General features: G+C 56.6%; 15 protein-coding genes and 1 tRNA gene. 3 read left to right on the forward strand and 13 right to left on the reverse strand.

The window, feature by feature from the left end; genetic code table 11:
• Positions 1–4 precede the first annotated feature (4 nt).
• The 13 genes from pheA to ACP4CD_RS05265 form a co-directional block, all read right to left on the reverse strand.
• Positions 5–1090: a prephenate dehydratase gene (pheA, locus tag ACP4CD_RS05205; RefSeq protein WP_064027623.1), complete on the reverse strand. Its 1086-nt coding sequence runs from the start codon at positions 1088–1090 to the stop codon at positions 5–7.
• A gap of 5 nt (positions 1091–1095) precedes the next feature.
• Complete coding sequence (serC, locus tag ACP4CD_RS05210; protein ID WP_426993827.1) at positions 1096–2175, reverse strand: 3-phosphoserine/phosphohydroxythreonine transaminase; 1080 nt, start codon at positions 2173–2175, stop codon at positions 1096–1098.
• Positions 2175–4772, reverse strand: coding sequence for a DNA gyrase subunit A (gene gyrA / locus ACP4CD_RS05215; protein WP_313727860.1), 2598 nt, complete (start codon positions 4770–4772; stop codon positions 2175–2177). The genes serC and gyrA overlap by 1 nt, the downstream gene beginning before the upstream one ends.
• A 125-nt stretch (positions 4773–4897) precedes the next feature.
• The gene (locus tag ACP4CD_RS05220) at positions 4898–5617 is read right to left on the reverse strand and encodes a dienelactone hydrolase family protein (protein WP_064027629.1); all 720 of its coding nucleotides are present in this window, start codon (positions 5615–5617) and stop codon (positions 4898–4900) included.
• A gap of 20 nt (positions 5618–5637) precedes the next feature.
• Positions 5638–6120: a low molecular weight protein-tyrosine-phosphatase gene (locus ACP4CD_RS05225; RefSeq protein WP_064027631.1), complete on the reverse strand. Its 483-nt coding sequence runs from the start codon at positions 6118–6120 to the stop codon at positions 5638–5640.
• 547 nt (positions 6121–6667) lie between these two features.
• Positions 6668–7669: a cytochrome-c peroxidase gene (locus ACP4CD_RS05230; RefSeq protein WP_426993828.1), complete on the reverse strand. Its 1002-nt coding sequence runs from the start codon at positions 7667–7669 to the stop codon at positions 6668–6670.
• A gap of 294 nt (positions 7670–7963) precedes the next feature.
• Positions 7964–8359: an Hpt domain-containing protein gene (locus ACP4CD_RS05235; RefSeq protein ID WP_426993829.1), complete on the reverse strand. Its 396-nt coding sequence runs from the start codon at positions 8357–8359 to the stop codon at positions 7964–7966.
• Positions 8356–10653: a response regulator gene (locus ACP4CD_RS05240; protein WP_426993830.1), complete on the reverse strand. Its 2298-nt coding sequence runs from the start codon at positions 10651–10653 to the stop codon at positions 8356–8358. Before ACP4CD_RS05240 ends, ACP4CD_RS05235 begins: the two co-directional genes overlap by 4 nt.
• A gap of 17 nt (positions 10654–10670) precedes the next feature.
• Positions 10671–11330, reverse strand: coding sequence for a CHASE sensor domain-containing protein (locus ACP4CD_RS05245; RefSeq protein ID WP_426993831.1), 660 nt, complete (start codon positions 11328–11330; stop codon positions 10671–10673).
• Positions 11331–11335: 5 nt separating this feature from the next.
• Positions 11336–11869, reverse strand: a complete 534-nt coding sequence (locus ACP4CD_RS05250; protein ID WP_064027637.1) for a YfiR family protein — start codon at positions 11867–11869, stop codon at positions 11336–11338.
• Positions 11869–14805: a TonB-dependent receptor gene (locus tag ACP4CD_RS05255; protein WP_426993832.1), complete on the reverse strand. Its 2937-nt coding sequence runs from the start codon at positions 14803–14805 to the stop codon at positions 11869–11871. The genes ACP4CD_RS05250 and ACP4CD_RS05255 overlap by 1 nt, the downstream gene beginning before the upstream one ends.
• Positions 14806–14851: 46 nt before the next feature.
• Positions 14852–16882: an EAL domain-containing protein gene (locus ACP4CD_RS05260; protein WP_426993833.1), complete on the reverse strand. Its 2031-nt coding sequence runs from the start codon at positions 16880–16882 to the stop codon at positions 14852–14854.
• Positions 16883–16912: 30 nt separating this feature from the next.
• Entirely contained in the window at positions 16913–17335 is a 423-nt protein-coding gene (locus ACP4CD_RS05265) for a response regulator (protein ID WP_064027645.1), read from the reverse strand.
• Between the two features lie 282 nt (positions 17336–17617).
• Between ACP4CD_RS05265 and ACP4CD_RS05270 the strand changes: the two genes are divergently transcribed.
• The 3 genes from ACP4CD_RS05270 (at position 17618) to ACP4CD_RS05280 (ending at position 19438) form a co-directional block, all read left to right on the forward strand.
• Positions 17618–17705 (forward strand) — tRNA-Ser (locus ACP4CD_RS05270).
• Between the two features lie 431 nt (positions 17706–18136).
• A complete protein-coding gene (locus ACP4CD_RS05275; RefSeq protein ID WP_426993834.1) occupies positions 18137–18763 on the forward strand; it encodes a class I SAM-dependent DNA methyltransferase in 627 nt (208 codons plus the stop codon).
• A gap of 156 nt (positions 18764–18919) precedes the next feature.
• Positions 18920–19438: a 3'-5' exonuclease gene (locus tag ACP4CD_RS05280; protein ID WP_139306172.1), complete on the forward strand. Its 519-nt coding sequence runs from the start codon at positions 18920–18922 to the stop codon at positions 19436–19438.
• The last annotated feature ends 136 nt before the right edge of the window (positions 19439–19574 follow it).

The raw sequence follows: 19574 nt of genomic DNA on the forward strand, positions 1-19574 counted from the left end.
AAGATTAAATGACTGCCTTGGGATACGAGCCGAGCACTTTCAGCATTTTGACGTTGTTCTCCAAGGTTTTCAGTGCCTTGGCGACATCGTCGTCATCGCGATGCCCTTCGATATCGATAAAAAACACATATTCCCACAAACCCTGGCGGGACGGCCGGGATTCGATGTGGGTCATGCTGATGCCATACTCCGCGAACGGCTCCAAAATCCGATGCAATGCCCCCGGTTGGTTGCCGGTCGAAACCAGAATCGAGGTTTTATCGAAACCGGTCGAAACCGGTTGCAAGCGTCCGACGACGATGAAACGTGTGGTGTTGTTGGCTTCGTCTTCAATGTGTCTGGCGATCACGTTCAAGTCGTACAATTCCGCCGCCGTCAAGCCGGCGATCGCCGCTTTACCGTGGTCCAGCGATGCCAAGCGCGCGGCTTCGGCGTTGCTGCTAACCGCGGTGCACGGCACGCCGGGCAGATTGGCGGTCAACCATTGCCGGCACTGGGCCAGCGATTGTTGATGGGAAAACACTTCGCCAATCCCGACCAAGCCCTCCATCTTGCCGAGCAAATTCTGATGGACGCGGATTTCGACCTCGCCGCAGATTTGCAGGGGGCTGTCCATGAAGCGGTCCAGCGTATGGGCGATGACCCCTTCGGTGGAGTTTTCGACCGGCACGACGCCGAACTGGCAATGACCGGTCTCGACCGCCTGGAAGATTTCATGAATCGTCGGGACCGGAGTATCCTGGACCGCGTGTCCGAAATGCTTAAACGTCGCCTGTTGCGAGAAGGTGCCGGCAGGGCCGAGGAAGGCGACTTCCAGCGGTTTTTCCAGAGCGAGGCAAGCCGACATCAACTCCCGGAACAAATGCGCGGCGGACTGATCGCCTAACGGGCCAGGATTGATCTCCATGATGCGCCGCAACACCTGCGCCTCGCGATCAGGGCGGTAGAAACTGCCGGTCTCGCCTTCGGCCTGCTTGGTACGCGCGACTTCCAGCGCGCAACTGGCGCGCTGATTGATCAAGTCGAGAATTTGCCGATCTATGGCATCGATACGCTGGCGCAGTTCGGACAAAGGAATGATCGCGGTCATAAGCCTTAATGAGTACGCTCGAACTCGGCCATGAATTCGATCAAGGCCTCGACGCCGGCTTCCGGCATCGCATTATAGATGCTGGCGCGCATGCCGCCCACCGAACGATGGCCTGCCAGCGTGCTCAAGCCTTGTTGTTCGGCTTGCTCCAAGAAGGCTTTGTCCAGCGTTGCATCGGCCAATACGAATGGCACATTCATCCGTGACCGGCAGGCCGGATCGACCGGATTGCGGTACAGACTGGAATCGTCGATGGCTTGGTAAAGTTTGTTGGCTTTGCGGATGTTACGTTGTTCGATCGCGACGACGCCGCCCTCGCCTTTCAGCCATTGCAGCGTCAAACCCAACAAATACCAGTTGTAGGTGGCCGGCGTGTTCAACATCGAATCGGCCTTGGCCTGCTGAGCATAGCTGAACACGGCCGGCGTATTCTTGGCCTCCAAGCCCACCAAATCGTCGCGGACGATGACTACCGTCACGCCTGACGGCCCCATGTTTTTCTGCGCGCCGGCGTAGATTAAGCCATAGCGGCCGATATCGACCCGTCTGGACAGGATATTCGACGACATATCGCAAACCAGCGGCAGGTCGCCGGCGTCCGGAATATCGTTAAATTCGACGCCGTGTATCGTTTCGTTGGAAGTGTAGTGCAAGTAGGCGGCTGCCGGATCGACTCGCCAGTCCGCGTAGGCTGGGATTGTCGTGAACGCGGTCGATTCGCCGCTGGCCGCCACCTGGACTTCGCAATATTTGCCGGCTTCCTTGATCGCCGCGGTGGACCAAGCGCCGGTATTAACGTAACAGGCTTTGGTTTTGCCGTTCAGGATGTTTTGCGGAATCATCGCGAATTGCGCGCTGGCGCCGGCCTGTAGAAAGAACACCCGATAATTGGCCGGTACCGCCAGCAGTTCGATCAGATCGTTCTTCATTTGCTCGGCAATGGCCATGAAGTGCGGACCGCGATGGCTCATTTCCATCACCGACATACCGCTGCCCCGCCAATCCAACATTTCCTGTTGGGCTTGTTGCAATACCGGTTCCGGCAACATCGACGGACCGGCGCTGAAATTGTAGATCCTGGCCATTATTCTTCCTCTCCTGTCGACGGTGCCGCGTCGCTATCCGGACTTTCGTCGTCGAGATCACCTTCTTCGTCGCCCAGCGCTTCGATGCGGTCGACGCCAACCACTTTCTCGCCTTTATCGAGGCGAATCACCGTGACGCCCTGAGTATTGCGACCCACCACCGAAATTTCGTTGACGCGGGTTCGGACCAAGGTACCGCCGTCGGTAATCAGCATGATCTCGTCGGTGTCGTTGACCAGCACCGCCCCGACCACCGCGCCGTTGCGTTCCGAGGTTTGAATCGCGATCAGTCCCTGACCGCCGCGCTTGTGCTGGGTAAACTCTTCGAGCTTGGTGCGTTTGCCGTAGCCGTTTTCGGTGATATTCAATACCGTCCCCTCGCTGGCGACGATCAGCGAAATCACTTTTTGGCCTTCCTGCAAGCGGATACCCCGCACACCGGCCGCAACCCGGCCCATCGAACGTACGTCGCTTTCGTTGAAACAGACCGCCTTACCGTCGCTGCTGAATAACATCACGTTTTGACGGCCGTCGGTCAGCGCGACGCCGACCAGGGTATCGTTATCGCGCAAATCGATCGCGATTTTGCCTTTCGCCAATTGGAACGCGAATTCAGTCAGCGGGGTTTTCTTGACCGTACCGGCCATCGTCGCCATAAACACGTATTTGTCCTCGCTGTACTCGCGAACCGACAGCATCGCGTTGATGCGTTCGCCCTCTTCCAGCGGCAACAAATTGACGAAAGGCTTACCGCGCGAGGCTCGGCTGGCTACCGGCAACTCGTACACTTTCAGCCAATAGACCTTGCCGCGCGACGAGAAGCACAGGATGGTGTCGTGGGTGTTGGCGATGATCAGTTTTTCGATGAAATCGTTTTCCTTGGTAGCCGTCGCCGATTTACCGCGACCGCCGCGCCGTTGCGCTTTGTAATCGGTCAGCGGCTGGGTTTTGACGTAACCCTCGTGCGACATGGTCACCACCATGTCTTCCTCGGTGATCAGATCTTCAGCGGTCAGGTTGGAATAATCCTGAACGATTTCGGTTCGGCGCGCATCGGCATATTGGCTTTTGATTTCTTCCAATTCTTCCTTGATGACTTCCATCAAGCGCACGTCGCTGCCCAAGATGAACAAATATTCGTCGATCAATTCCAGCAATTGCCGATATTCGTTGACGATTTTTTCCTGCTCCAGCCCGGTCAAGCGATGCAGGCGCAAATCCAGAATGGCTTGAGCCTGATTTTCGGACAGCCGATATAGGCCGTTCGCCAAGCCGAATTCCGCCGGCAAGTCTTCCGGGCGCGAGCGATCCGCATCGGCGCGGTCCAGTAGCGACGCCACCAGACCGGCATTCCAGGATCGTCCCAACAACCCGACTTTAGCTTCCTGCGGATTCGGCGAGGTTTTGATCAGCTCGATCATCTCGTCGATATTGGCCAGTGCTACCGCCAGACCTTCCAAGATATGCGCCCGCTCGCGCGCCTTGCGTAGATTGAAGATCGTCCGGCGCGTCACGATTTCGCGTCTATGGTCGATGAAGGCGGCCAGAATGTCCTTTAAATTCATGCAATGTGGCCGACCGTCGTACAAAGCCACCATGTTGATGCCGAATACGGTCTGCAACTGGGTTTGCTTGTAGAGATTGTTCAACACCACGTCGGCCACTTCGCCGCGCCGCAATTCGACGACCATCCGCATGCCGTCCTTATCCGATTCGTCGCGCAATCCGGAAATGCCCTCCAGCTTGCCTTCCTTGACCAATTCGGCGATTTTTTCCAGCAAGCGGGCTTTGTTGACTTGGTACGGCAGTTCCGTCGTGACGATGGCCTGCCGACCGCTGTCGCCGATGTCCTCAAAATGGCAACGGGCGCGCAGATAAATTCGGCCTCGACCGGTGGCATACGCTTCGTGTATGCCGGACGCGCCGTTGATGATGCCGGCGGTCGGAAAATCCGGGCCGGGTACGATCCCCATCAGCTCGGGGATCGTTAAATCGGGATTTTCGATCAAGGCCAAACAGGCGCCGACCACTTCGCCGAGGTTGTGCGGCGGGATATTGGTGGCCATGCCGACCGCGATGCCGGAAGAGCCGTTGACCAGTAGATTGGGTACCCTAGTCGGCAGCACCGTGGGTTCGGATTCTGACTCGTCGTAGTTGGCGACGAAATCGACGGTTTCCTTGTCCAGGTCGGCCAGTAACTCGTGGGAGATCTTTGCCATCCGCACTTCGGTGTACCGCATGGCCGCCGGCGAATCGCCGTCCACCGAGCCGAAGTTGCCCTGACCGTCGATCAACATGTAACGCAGCGAAAACGGTTGCGCCATTCGGACGATGGTGTCGTAAACCGCGGTATCGCCGTGCGGGTGGTATTTACCGATCACGTCACCGACGACGCGGGCGGATTTTTTATACGGTTTGTTCCAATCGTTGCCCAGTTCGCTCATCGCGTACAGTACGCGGCGGTGCACCGGCTTCAGGCCGTCTCTGACATCGGGAAGCGCCCTACCGACGATGACGCTCATCGCGTAATCGAGATAGGACTGTTTCATCTCGTCTTCGAGATTGACAGGAATGATTTCTTTAGCGAAGTCTGACATGGGTCCGTGATTCCATAGCGGTCGACGGCAAGCGCATCGACGGGTGGGCCTGAGTTGTCAATTCCATTTACTCAGTACCGACAGGTTTGTAAAGCCGGCAATTATAGCAAACGCCCCCTGCCACGTCAGGCAAAAATCTCCGCCAAAAAGTTTTGCATCGCTTGCCACGAACGCCGGTCGGCGAGCGGCTGGTACACCGTGCCGAACCCCGGATTATTGGCCACCGGGTTGGTAAACGCGTGCAGGGTGTGACCGTAGCTATGCAGTTGCCAATCGGCACCGGCTTTGGTTAATTCGGCTTGCAGCGCGATAACCTGCTCCATCGGCACCATCGGATCGTCGTGACCGTGCAAGGCCAAAACCTTGGCTTTTATCATGGGCTCCGGAATGTTGGCGGGCGGCGAGAATAGACCGTGGAAGGCCACCACGCCTTGAATATCGGCGCCGGTCCTGGCTAAATCCAACGCGCACAAACCGCCGAAGCAAAAGCCGATCGCCGCAATTTTGCGATTATCGGCCCACGGCAATAATTTGGCCGCCGCCAGCGCTGCCAGCGTCCTACGCTGCAACAAGGCGCGATCGGCCATGAAGGGCTGCATCAACTTGGCATTTTCATCGGGGCCGCTGCCTAACACGCCTTTTCCGTACATATCGACCGCAAACCCCAAGTAGCCCAATTCAGCCAATTTTCGAGCCTTGCCGGCGACAAATTCGTCCCGCCCACCCCAAGCGTGATGAATCAATACCAGCGGGCGCTGGCCGCTAACCGCGTCGTCGTACGCGAAATACCCTTCCAGCAAGGTCTCTTGATCCAGATAAGCAACCGTGTTTGCCACTATGGCCATGTCCTAACTCCTTTGGATGGTTACAAACGACCGGTCTGACGCAGGGACTCCAGAAAGGCTTCGGAGGCTTGTTCGACCAAATCCAATACCCGTTCGAAGCCGTAACTGCCGCCATAGTACGGATCGGGGACCTCATGCTCCAGTAGATGCGGCGCATACTCCAAAAACAAACGGATTTTATGCCGATGATCCGGCGGACAAAGCTCGGTCAGACTCTCCCGGTTTTCGCTATCCATCGCCAAAATATGGTCGAAATGGGCAAAATCCGCTGCCGATACCTTGCGTGCGCGCAGGTGTTTCAATTCCACGCCGCGATCGCGAGCGGCTTTTTGCGCGCGTAAATCCGGCGCGTCGCCGACGTGATAGGCATGCGTGCCAGCGGAATCGATCTGAAAGCGATCAGCCAAATTTTGACTTTCGATCAAATTGGAAAACACGCCTTCCGCCGTCGGCGATCGGCAAATATTGCCCATGCAGACAAAGAGTACTTTAATTTTATTCATATAGGTCAATTACTTACTAAATTAATCGCTGCAAGATCGCTTCTAGAATCGCCAACCTTGAGTCTTTGACAACAAAGCTAGCGCGCCTATTTTAGTCGTCCGGCGGGATTTTAGGGTAGAGATGCGGCCTTTGGTCGACAAGAACCCGCAACCGATACGCTCGCTCGGGGAAGAGCCTACTCGTTCCCTGTGCTTGCTCCATAAACCTAAAAAGAGCAGTTTGGCGATGAAAAATCCCGTTCGTCCTGAGCTTGTCGAAGGGCGCGCGGGATTTTTCATTCACCCGTTTGGTGAGTGTATTGCGAGCCGTCCATGCTTCGACGTTGCTCAGCACGAACGGCCCGCAATACACGCCAACTGCCCTTTTTAGGATAAAACGCCACCATCGCTATAAAAATCGCACAATAGACCCAATCAGCCCCGGCTTTCGAGCTGATAGTACTCGTCGGAGACTTTAATTGGCGTGGCGCATTTGCTGAGGCAAGGACCATCGTCGGTGACAATAAAAAAGGGGCCTTCCGGCCCCTTGTTTGACTTACAGCCCGGATTAGTTGAAAGCCTTGCCTGGCGTGCCGGGGAGATGCGGCATGCTTTGTGTCGGAAATTCGCCGCTCAGTGCGTTCAAAAATGCGACGATGTCGGCTACTTCGGCGTCGGACAATTCCTTATTCAATTGCAGTTTTGCCATCAACCATACGGCTCTGTCCAAGGTTTTCACGGAGCCGTTGTGAAAATACGGTGCGGTCAGAGCGACATTCCGTAACGTAGGCACTTTCCAGAAATGCTTGTCGGCATCGCTTTTGGTGACTTCGGCGCGGCCCAAATCTTTTTGGAAATGGTATTGCGCTTCGAAATATCCGTTGGAATTCACTGGGAATTTTTGGAACATGCCGGCACCGTTAAAGGCTGGACCGCTGTGGCAACTGGTGCAACCGATTTCGACGGCTTTTTTCATGCCGCGTACTTGTTGTTCGGTCATGGCGTTGGTACCGCCTTCGACATATTTGTCGTAAGCACTGTTAGGCGTAATTAGCGTACGTTCGTAAGCCGCGATAGCCTTGGTCGCATTATCCTTACTGATCGAGTCCTTGCCGAAGGCTTTTTCGAACGCATCTTGGTAGCCTTCGATGGTTTTCAGGCGAGCTACCACGTCGTCCCAGCTTTTCATGCCCATTTCAATCGGGTTGGTGACTGGACCGGCGGCTTGCTCTTCCAGGCTGGCCGCGCGGCCATCCCAAAATTGCACTGCGTTGAAAGCCGCATTCCAGACCGTCGGCGCGCTACGTCCACCGGTTTGACCGTTCACGCCCATCGAGTTGGGTCGATTATCTTCGCCGCCCAGCATGGTGTTGTGGCAAGAGGCGCAAGCCACGGTGCCGGTCGACGACAATCGCGGATCGTGGTAAAGCATTTTTCCCAACGAGACTTTTTCGGCTGTGGTGGGATTGTTTTCCGGTGCCGGAGCGCTGGCCGGCAAGGATTCCGCGGCTGATGCGGACAAGGAACCGGTCATCGCCAACGCGGCGACCAGCAAACGAATTTTTAACATAACCATCCTCCTAAAAGTAATTATTGTTAGCTCAAGGCTGCCGAATTGTAAGATATTGCCGCGCGGCAGGTAAATCTAAATGCACGGTCGCCACTGCTACGACTTGGCCCATGCTTGAAGTTGAAAAAAGACAGAGGAGTTCGTGTTTTAGAGTACTGAATGTTCTCCATTCCCCGCCTATCCGTGGTAGCTCGACATCTTCATGGGTTTTCCGGCTGCAAGCCATCGCGCAACCGCGCTAATTGTAGCTGGGCTTCGTCGATTGCAAAGCGATCGATTGATTTGGCGATCGCGTCAAGTTCCGCCTGCCATCCCCCCTGCCGCCAGCGCCCGCAGCTCCGCGAGCGCCGATTCTACCGCGCCAAGATCGGTGTCCAAGATCCTCGCCAAACGCTCGGCGGCCTTGGCGACTTCCTGGGTATTGACGACGGGTTTCGGCTCCACCACGTTTTCCGGCTGTTTCGCCGCCAAATCGGTCAATTCGAGGATAATCCGCGCCAAGCATTGCTCCAAGTCGGCGAGTTGCGCTTCGGCCGGCGGGTGGCTTTGCTTTAACACCGCGTCAACAGAGGAGGCCGCTTCGAACAAGGCTTGCGCGCCCAGGTTGCCGCTGACGCCTTTCAGCGCGTGGCAATGCGCTTCCGCTTCTTCGAAACGCCCCGCTTCGATCGAAGCACGCAGTTCTGTCACCGAGTCGGCGTAATGCGCCAAAAATCGCAGCAATTGCCGCCGATAAGCCTCCGAATTGCCGCCGATGCGCCGAATGCCCTGCGCGACATCGATATGCCGTAAACACTGCAGATCCGCCGGGTATGCGACGCTAGCCGTTGCCGAGGCTGGGGAGTCTGGCTCCCGGTGCCGGCGATCCAGGTGGTCAACGAAGCCAGCAAACGCTCGGGATCGATCGGTTTGGTGATATGGTCGTTCATGCCGGCTTGCAGACTTTTTTCGACGTCTTGCGCCATGGCGTGCGCCGTCATCGCGATAATCGGCATCGCACCGAAGCGGTCGGCGCCGTCGGCTTGGGTTAGCGACCGGATTTGCCGTACCGCTTCCAAGCCGTCCAGCACCGGCATCTGAATATCCATTAACACCGCGTCGTAAGCTGTCTGACAGACTTTCCGCACCGCCTCCTCGCCATTCACTGCCTCGTCTACCTCCAGGCCGTGTCCGCGCAATAATTCGCCGGCAAACTCACGGTTGATTTCGTTATCCTCAACCAGCAAGATGTGGCGACCGTGTAATGGTCCGGTTTCCACGCCACCTGTCAGGCGCGGCTTGAATTTGTCGGCCATGCCCTGGATACGGCCACGTCCCAAGGCCGACAGGATGGCATCCAGCAAAGACGACGGCGAGACAGGTTTGATCAAGAAACCGTCGATGCCGACCTTGTCCGCCAGGCGCATGACGTCCTCGTTGCCGTAAGCGGTGACCATGATCGCCTTAAGCCCGGCCAAGCGAGGGTCGGCGCGCATTTGTTCCACCACTTCATCGCCGTTCATACCCGGCATGTGCCAGTCCACCAACACCAGTTCGTAGGATTGAGTTGCGGTCGCTTGGCGCAATTCGGTCAAGGCTTCGGCACCGCTGGCGGCAACCCCAATGCGTACGCCGAACGGCCTGAGCATATCGGCAATGATTTCCCGCGACGCTTCGTTGTCGTCCACCACCAACACCCGGACGTCGGTCAACAGCCGGCCAACCTTGTCCTCGAGCGATTGCGGCCGCAGCGCGCCGTCACCGACAATACCCAAACGTGCGGTAAAGCAAAACGTCGTCCCCAGACCCGGCTCCGACCAATCGATCCAGATTCGGCCTCGCATCATTTCCACCAGTTTCTTGGAAATGGCCAGTCCCAAGCCGGTACCGCCAAAGCGCCGACTAGTGCCTTGGTCGGCCTGAGTAAATTCGGTGAACAATTTATCGCGGTCGGTTCGCGACATGCCGATGCCGGTATCCCGCACCGTGACCAGCAACTCCATTTCGGTCGGCGCGACGACGCGGCCGTGAAACGCCAGTTCCAATTCGCCGCGCTCGGTAAATTTCAACGCGTTGCTACACAAATTGGTCAACACCTGCCCAAGACGCAACGGATCGCCGATTAACAGCGACGGAATTTCCGGGTCGTGCCGAATCAAAAACTCGATATTTTTTAAGCCGGCTTGATACCCGATGACATCGGCCAATTGATCGACGACCGCATCGAATCGGAATTCGGCTTGCTCCAACGTCAGTTTACCGGCCTCGATCTTGGAAAAATCCAGAATGTCGTTAAGGATGCCTAACAAGGCCCTAGCCGAGCTATATGCTTTGGCCAAATAGTTGCGCTGCGACGCGCTGAGTTCGGTTTGCAGCGCAAGATGCAGCATGCCCAGCACGCCGTTCATCGGCGTGCGGATCTCGTGCGACATATTGGCGAGAAATTGACTTTTGGTTTGAGTGGCCGATTCGGCAGCATCGCGAGCTTCCTTCAGCGCGGTTTCGTATTGTTTGCGTAACGTGACGTCTTCGTAGGTACTGACGAAACCACCGTCGGAAATCGGCCCGCCGCTGATTTCCAACACCTTGCCGTCGGCCCGCGTCCACACGTAGCGGTGTGGTTGAAAGCGACTGATTCTTTCCAGGGCCTCGCGCAACTCGGCCTTGGTTTCGGCGTAACGCAAGGCATCGCCATGTAAATCAAAACGTTCGAAATCGCTGTGATCGCGGCCGGTTTGCAACAATTCTTCCGGATAGCCGCGCACGAGCGCCAATTGCTTGTTCCACACCAGCAATTTCAAATTGGCGTCGAAGGCAATCAAGCCTTGCGACATGCTGTCCAGCACCGTCGTCAATATCGCGCCGTTGTGCGCCAGTTTGACGTTGGTTTCGGCCAGCTCGGCGGTCCGCGCCGCCACTCGGCGTTCCAGATCCTCATTGACCGCCGCCAGTTGATGGCGGCTTTCCGCCAACTGGCGATCGCGGTTTTCGATCGTCGCGATCATGGTGTTAAACGCTGAAATCAATGCGCCGAGTTCGTCGTTGCTGTGGCGCTCGGCGCGCAGCGTGTAATCCTGGCTGCGGTTGATGGTCTCGACGGTTTTTTTAGCTTAACCAACGGCGCCGAGATCACCCTTTGCAAGCGCGAAGCCATCAAAAATGCGATGGCACCCGCCAATACCACGATTAGCGATGCCGCGATCAACGAACCCCGCCAGAGATTATTCAGTTCCGCCAAACTGGCCACGATCAACACCCGTCCGACATGCTGACCGTCCAATTCGATATCCTCGGCCATTCGACAAAATTGCTCACCGAAAACCGCCAGTCCGACCTGTTGCCGCGCCGGCCACGAGGCCGGACAAGATTCGCCCCGCCGATATTCGGCGAATAAGCCGCCCTCGGCGTTGTAAATACAGGCGGACACCACCGCGGGCTTGACGCCCAACGCGCTAAGATTGGCTTCGGCGACGCCCGGATCCCCGAAGGACAAGGCGACGGTGCTGCGGCCGGACACAATCCGCGCCAACGACTGCAAGTCCTTGGCCATATCTTCTTTCAGACGCATGCGCTCGTGCACGACGAAACCGGTTCCGGCCAGTAACAGCGCGACCAGGCTGGTTACCAAGATAATCAGCACCAATTTAGTTTTGATATTGACGTCGAGTGAGCGGACCGGCATGGTTTTCAAGGTTTGGAGGGAACGACGATACGGGCAATTTCCATCAACAAGGCATTAACCTTGAGTTGAGCGCCGCTGACCGTTTGGGGGTTGATTTCGACTTTAATCTGATCTTGTTCGCGGTAAAAGCCTATCCCGCCGCCGCGCGCCGCGAATCCGTGTTGGTCGCTGACGGTCAGCACCGCCCTGCTCTTCGTTTGCTGTAACAGTCCCGGCAACATCGCCGAATCCCCATCGATGTACAGCAATTGGCATATCTGCAACTCCTCGGTTCCCGACCAGATTTGCAAGGCTCTACCCTTACTATCGCGGCTGGCCAATTCGCCGAGTTGTTCGACCACCGCGTCGGCGCCGACCACGCAAACATGCAAGGGTTCGTCGCCGGGTGTCGGCCATTCGACCAGCCGGGTGAAATTAAACAAATATCCGGCCTTGATTTTCGCGTCGGCACTATCCGCCGCCACCGGCCAAGCCAACCAACACATCGCCCACAAGGCGATAAGGCGACAACGGATCGCCGAAATGCGGGCAGCGCGCATTAGAACTCCAGCCGCGCCGTCAATTTCAGCGTCAGCGGCGGACCGGCCAAAATCGACGTCGGCGCGCCGAAGTCGGTCGAGGCGAAGTTGCTATTAAAAGCGCCGTAATTTTTGAAGTCGAACAAGTTCAAGACGTCCAAACGTAACTTAAATCGCGTATCTCGCGGAGTGTCGAAATTTTTGATTAACGCAATATCGAATTGCCGATAGCCCCACCATTCGCCGGGAAAAATAAAGTCGTAACCACGCGGCGTGTAGGTATCGAAACGGCAGGCACCGCTGGTGCAATTGATGCCGTAGCGGGTTTCGGGCGTGGCCAGCGTCAATTTGGCGGCGAAGACCACATCCCACGGTAAATCGACGCTTGCGGTGGTTACGATTTTATGGGCGCGTACTCCAGAGGTATCGAGCCAACCGACGCTGTGAGTATCCGGCTTTTCAAATAAATAGCTGCTGTTATCCACGAAGGATTGCGGCTTGTTTTCCTGAGAGTCGGTATAGGTATAAGCAAAACTAGCCCCCCAACCGCTTTCTTTGACGTAAGGCTTCTCGGCTTTTAAATACACCGAATTGGTTTTGGTTTGCACGCCGTTGTCGAACAGGATCAACTGACCGTAGCCCGGAACCGCTTGAAAAGTACCGCCAAGGTCGCTGCCGGCCCGGTAAAAGCTGCCGTCGGCATTACGTCCGCCCAGCACGCCCACCAAACCATCGTAGCTATGCACGTGCGACACCGCCAGTTCGGTATACCAATCGCCGATACGGTTGCGGATGCCAAGGCTGAATTGATCGGCGAACGGCGTTTTCAGGTTGTTGCGCATTAAGTTGATTTCCCGGCTGGCCGGGGTGGCGCCGGTCAATGCGCTGAGTTGCTCGCCGTTGTAATTCAAATAGGCCGGATCCCAGGCGATGCAGTCGGCCGCCGCGCCGCAATCGTAGTTCGGATCGCCTTGAAACGCCACGCTGAACGACGGGTAACTGCCTTTAGTGCGCTCCAACTGCAACACGTCGTAAATGTTGCGGTCGTAGGCTCTCCCATAACCGCCGAACACGACGTGGCGCTGATCGCCGTCGAAGTCGTAGGCAAAACCCAGGCGCGGCGCGATGTTGTCGGCGTCGGCTCGGCGGTTATGGCCGTTGCTGAGATAATCCTCGAGATTGTAGCCGCCGCGGCCGCCGGCGATATTGCTCCAGTCGCGCAACGCGCTCGCCACGCCTGTCGGCGTGACGAAATTCAAGTAGCCGGGGTTGTATTCGTAATCCCAGCGCGCGCCCAAACTTAAACTTAGATGTCGATTCAATTCCCAGTCGTCTTGTAGATAGAGTCCGACTTGACTGACGTCGGTCGATGTCGCGCCGTTGCCGTCGCCCAGTCCGGCCATCGGCGCGGCCCAAGTGACCCGGTAGGGCGTCCCGTCCGGGTTGTTCAGGTTGTAGCTGAATTGCGGATTGTAGGGATCGCGTTCCAGTGCGTTCAATTCGATGTACTTCAGCTTTGCGCCGACTTTGACGACGTGCGAACCGTGCCAATTCAAGCCGCTGAAGGTCAAATCGTCTTGCAAGCCAGGACCGCGTTGGCCTTTGTCTTGAAAGTTACCGGCGCCGCCGCCGTTCAGAACCGTGACGCTGCTTAAATTGCCGCCGCTTAGGCTACCATCCAAACGCTGTAGCAACTGTCCGGCATTCAAATGCGCCGGCTGTTGCCGCCAATGGCTATCCTCGTAGGTGAAGCGCGCTTCGTTAACCCAGTGTTCGGCGGTGTATTGATATTTGAAGTCCAGGCGCTTTTCGGCGTTGCCCTTGTCCAGCGCGTTCGGTTCGGCATTGCCGCCGCCGATACCCAGTATTTGGGTTTCGTCGCGCAATTTAAACGAAGCCTCTAGCGAGTTGCGCTCGTCCAGCGCCCAATCCAGTTTGGCGAAGAACAGATCGGCTTCGAACGGCCGATTCGCCTCGCCGAGCAGGGATTGGTAGCGGGCCGGCAGCGCCCCACCGTCCGCAGTGCGCACGCCGGCGAAATCGTCGTTTTGTTTGCGCTCGTAAGCGACGAAAAAATGCGCCACGTCGCGGGCGATCGGTCCGCTCAAGGTCACGCCGTATTGGGCCTGCATATTGTCGTAGCGTCCGTTCAGCGTTTCGCTGGGCGTGGCGGCGCGCAAATCTTGATTGGTGTGGTCGTAAAAGGTCTCGCCGTGAAACTGATTGCCGCCGGATTTGGTCTGCACCGAAATCACCGCGCCGCTGGCTTGATCGAACTCGGCTTTGTAGTTTTGACTAATCACTTTGTATTCGGCGACCGCCGATTCCGGAAACACGTTCCCCCGACTGGAATCCTGGCCGGCCACGCCGCCGCGCACCACGTAATTTTTTTGGCTGACGCCGTCGATATAGAGATTGACGCTGTCCGGACGCTGACCGCCGCTTTGCAAGCGGGTACTGCCGTCCTGATCGGTTACCACGTTGACGCCGGGCGCCAGATCGGCGTAGTTCAGGAAGTTGCGGTTGATCTGCGGCAAGCGTTGCATTTGTTCCGGCGTCAGGTAGGTCGCCAGCTCCGGGTTGCGGATTTCCGATGCGGTTGAAGCGGATTCGGTGCCGGCTTCGGCACCGACCGCCAAGTCCAGCGTCATGGCCTGTCCGACTTGCAAGGTCAGCGCCTGCTCGATGCTGCGGCCATCCGGCGCCAATACTTTCAACGAATAGCGGCCGGGCCGCAATGCCATCAACACATAGCTGCCGCCCTCGCGCGACACGGTGCGGGTCGAAAAGCCGCGACCCAAATGGGTGACGATGATTTGGGCGCCCGCTTGATCGGCTAAGCCGGGCATTTCGACCCGCCCGCGTAGCGTCGCCATGCTGGGGTCGGCCCGAGCCGGCAGCCACCACGCCACGCTCAACAGGCCGATACCGGCCAGCCGGCCAGCCTGCGCTGGCATCGACCGAAGCCATTTGAACGGAGCTGAGCTTTGGTCCGGCATGCCTTCACGCGTCCGATTCGGTATAGCTGGCGGCCGCCACCGGCGAGGGCTGGCCAATGTAATAGCCCTGGGAATAATCGATACCCAGTTCCTTGACCTTGGCCTGGATACGCGGACTGCCGACGAATTCAGCGATCGTCTTCATCCCCAGGCGCCGCGCCGCATCGACGATGACGTGAGCGATCGCTTGCGAATCGCGGCTATCGATGATGTTCATGATGATGGAACCGTCGATTTTTAAATAATCGATCTTCAGCCGTAACAAATGCGCGAAATTGGAATAGCCGCTGCCGAAATCGTCGATCGCGAAACGGCAACCTCGGGCCTTCAGCTTTTCAATAAACTCGGCGATCTCGCCGTAATTTTCGATACCTTCGGTCTCGGTGATTTCCAAGACGATGCGCGGCCCAACCTCCGGCGGCGACAGGCGATCGTACAGAAACGCGGCGGTATCGGCGTCGATGATGTCTTCGACGGTTAAATTCAGCGCCATCAAACCGCTACAATGGGGCAAGGCCTCGATCACTTTGTTGACCATGGTTTTGGTCAGCGCCGTATATTGGCGGGAGCGTTTGGCCACGCCGAGAAAGGTAGGTGGAATCACCGTGCCGTCCTCGTCTATCATCCGCATCAAGGCTTCGTATTCGACAATCCGGCCGGTGGCATTGTCGACGATGGGCTGGTAGTAGGGCACGATCCGGCCGCTGGCTAACGCCGAGCGAATCTTTTGGCTCCAGCGGATGTTGTCGCGGTAATGCGATTTGACCTCCATTTCCTCATCGTAGATCAGGTAATCGCGTTGTTCGGCCCTGGCCCTGGCCAACGCCAGCGCGGCATGGGTATAACAGTTGTCGGTACCCTGGCAAATCCCGGCAGTGACTTGAATGAAAATACGGTCCTCGTCGCAATCGACCGGTTCTTCCTCCAAGTGCCGCATGATGCGGGCTATCAAGGACGCGAACTGCTCCAGCGTGCAATCGTCGCCAACCGCCAGCATCGCGAACAAATCGCCGCCAATGCGGTAGGCTTCGACCCAGCCGCCGCCCATCCGGTCCAAACGTCGGCCGATTTCCAATAAAACCTTGTCGCCGTTGGCCAAGCCGTAAAAGTCATTGATGGCCTTGAATTGGTCGATATTGATCATGCCGAGCAAAGGACGGGTGGCGGCTTCCAGGTCCTGCATCAATTTGACGCGGTTGGGCAGTCCGGTCAATTTGTCGGTGGCTTGTTCGCGGATCAGTTCTTCTTGGTGTATCAAGCAAGTGACGTCCACGCTGCAAGACATGTATTCGCTGGGGCGGCCGTCGGCGCCGACTACCGGTACGATGGTATTGTTGATGTAAACCGTGTCGCCATTCTTGCGGCGATTGCAATAAATCCCGCGCCAAACATCGCCGCCGGCGATGGTCTGCCACATTTCCCGAAACAAACTGCATGGCGTATCCGGATCGGCGATGAGTTTATGCGTTTTTCCGATGACTTCGTCGCGGCTGTAACCGTAGGTATCGACAAAGGCATCGTTGACGAAGGTGATCACGCCGGCCGCATCGGTACGCGAGACGATGTTGGCGGCATCGGTTGCCCGAGTATACTCGTTGAGCCGGTGCAGGCGACCTTCCAGCGCGCGCCGCAGGCGACTCAGTTCCAGGTGCGTTTTGACTCTGGCGCGAACTTCGTCGATATCGAAGGGTTTGGTGATGTAGTCCCCAGCCCCCAACGAAAAGCCGCGGATTTTTTCGATCGCGGCGTCAACCACCGACACGAACAAAATCGGAATCGCTTCGGTGGCTGGATTTTCCTTGATACGCTGGCAGACTTCATAACCGTCCATGCCCGGCATCATCACGTCCAGCAACAATAAATCCGGCGGGGTGGGGCCGAATACCAAGTCCAGAGCTTTTTGGCCATCGGTGGCAACCAGTATGCCGTAGTCGCCCTTCAAGGCTTCCAGCAGACCATGAATGTTCTCCGGTAAATCGTCGACAACCAAAATGGTTGGTCGGGACTTGCTGACAAAATTGGCATTTTTACTCATGAATTCGTAAGACTCGGGCAGTGAAGCCAATTATAGTCGGCCATAGCGTTTACGATAGGCGGCTAGGGCCAAGTGGGTTCGGACTCTGGCCAGCAAGGTTTCCGGCACGACCGGCTTGGTCAAATAATCCGCCGCACCCATCTGAAATCCCTTGGCTTCGTCGCCCGACTCCGATGCGGCGGTTACGAAGATCACCGGGATGTCGGCAGTGGCGTCCGAGGCCTGCAAGCATTCCAACACCTGGTAGCCATCCATTTCCGGCATCACCACGTCCAGCAGAATCAAATCCGGCACGGGTTGGCGCTGGGCGATCTCCAAGGCTTTCTCGCCGGAGGTTGCCGCCAGAATCGCATACTCGCCGCGGAGTATGTTCAATAGGGTGTGCAAGTTCTCGTGAACATCGTCGACGATCAAAATCCTGGATTTGTCGCCGGCGCTATATGTGTCGGGCATGGACGCCGCCTCCCAACGGCTGAAATAATGTCTTTAGTGAATTCAATGGCCTACTGATTGCCGAATCGGCACAAGCCGGTTCCGCGGTTTGATTCGAGACAAACATCAACGCTTGCCTCGCAGTCCTGTCGAACCCGCGCTCACCTCGATCCACCTTGCATTTGCTGGGTGTATCGAGTATCCTACCGAGGATAAATCAGTCACCGCTTTTTAAAAAAGCCTTCCGGCTATCGCCGAGGGGTTGAACAACCTTAGCATGTTTCTTCCGACTGATTCACACCTGGAGAGATGGCCGAGCGGTCGAAGGCGCACGCCTGGAAAGTGTGTATACGGCAACGTATCAAGGGTTCGAATCCCTTTCTCTCCGCCACCGAATATTTTAAGGCCTTGATAAACTCCAGTTTATCAATGCCTTTTTTGTTGTTTGAATTTCCAGTTCGAGCCTGTCTTAGTTTTACCATCGAATACGCTCGCCGATTCCTAACCTCTTTACAAGATGTCGGCTCCCCAACCCGAAGCTTTCGATTAGTTTGCGTGCCAGCCCAGGTTCGAGGCCCGTCCGCACACCGCCGGATGGCTTATGTGCCATGGTCTTCGCTTAGAGCATAATCAGTTTTAGCCACGTCGTACCCAAGCGGCGGATGAGCTAACGACCGCAGCCGGATTTCGAGGAACAGAAGAGTTTGGGGGAATCCTTACGCTGGCAACATCTGGCTGAACAACGTTGCTGGATAGACCTTACATTTGGCGAGCCGGCGACTTCACGCGATACTGACAACCTTCGATTGCAGAGCAAACTTCATGGAAACCGACAGCGAACAACTGACCGAAATCGAAGCCGCCACTTTGAATCATTACGACCTCAATGCCGAATCTTTTTGGGAAGGCACCAAGGATCATGACGTCAGCCAGAATTATGCGGCATTTTTACGGGCGTTACCGGGAGATCGAGCGCTGGATATTTTGGATCTTGGATGTGGGCCCGGCCGGGATCTGTTCTATTTTAAAACCTTAGGCCACAGACCGGTCGGACTGGACGGTAGCGCGAGATTTTGCGAGATGGCGCGCGCTCACAGCGGCGGTCCGGTATTGCGGCAAAATTTTCTAAGTCTGGATTTGCCGACTCAGGGTTTCGATGGCATTTTCGCTAACGCCTCGCTGTTTCATATACCTAGCCGCGAGTTGCCGCGTGTGCTAGACCAGTTACATGCCGCACTAAGATCCGCTGGGGTCTTGTTTATCTCCAATCCTCGCGGCAACGGTGAAGGTTGGTCCGGACAACGTTACGGCCATTTCATGGAAATTGACGCGAGCCGAACGTTTTTGGCCGCGGCCCGATTCGAAATCCTCGATCACTACTACCGACCGCCGGGCAAGCCGCGCCACGAGCAACCTTGGTTGGCGCTGACCGCGCGCCGATTGGACTGAACCCACCGGCGACCGGCCCGACGAGATCCAGGGTGTTGGTTTTTATTTTTTGCATCGAAAACCGATTCAGGTGGGTTTCGGCTCGCCTAAGGTCCCCTACCAAACGCAAAAACTCGGCTAGTCTTAGGAATTTGGCGAAAACTAAGGAATATCGAGTTGGAAAACCGCAGACCCAACGTGATCGATTTTGAAGCCTCCGGGTTTGGTGTCGACAGCTATCCCATTGAAGTCGGGGTCGTCTTGGCCGACGGTCAAAAATATTGCGCTTTAATCAAACCGGCTCAAAGCTGGCGGTTTTGGGACGGCGAAGCCGAACGAGTTCACGGCCTTAGCCGTGAGCTGCTGTTGGCGCACGGCAAGCCGATCCAGGTGGTGGTTGGCGAGTTAAACGCCTTTCTCGGTAACCGCGTAGTGTATAGCGACGGTTGGGTCGTCGACAAACCCTGGCTTTCCAGACTGTATTACGACGCCCATGCTCAACCCAGTTTTTATTTAAGTCCGTTGGAAAACATTTTGAAGGAAAGCCAGATGGCGATCTGGAGCGAGATCAAGCACGAAGTGATAGAGACGCTGGCGTTACAACGCCATCGCGCCAGTAGCGATGCGCTGATCGTCCAGGAAACGTTTGCTCGCACCAGGGAAATAAGCGCACTACCTGCTGGATCGCCCGCATGACGACAAAGCGTTCGGACGGAGTCCTACCCTATGTTCCTGGTTATTACGCCTCGCGATAGCACGAACGGGCAAGCTCGCCAGCCTGGATCTCGACACCCGCGACAGCGCCAACCCAAATCCCCTCCGAAACGGCGAG

Origin of the sequence: Methylomonas stagni, from assembly GCF_050154735.1 — a bacterium.
Classification (GTDB): Bacteria; Pseudomonadota; Gammaproteobacteria; order Methylococcales; family Methylomonadaceae; genus Methylomonas; species Methylomonas koyamae_A.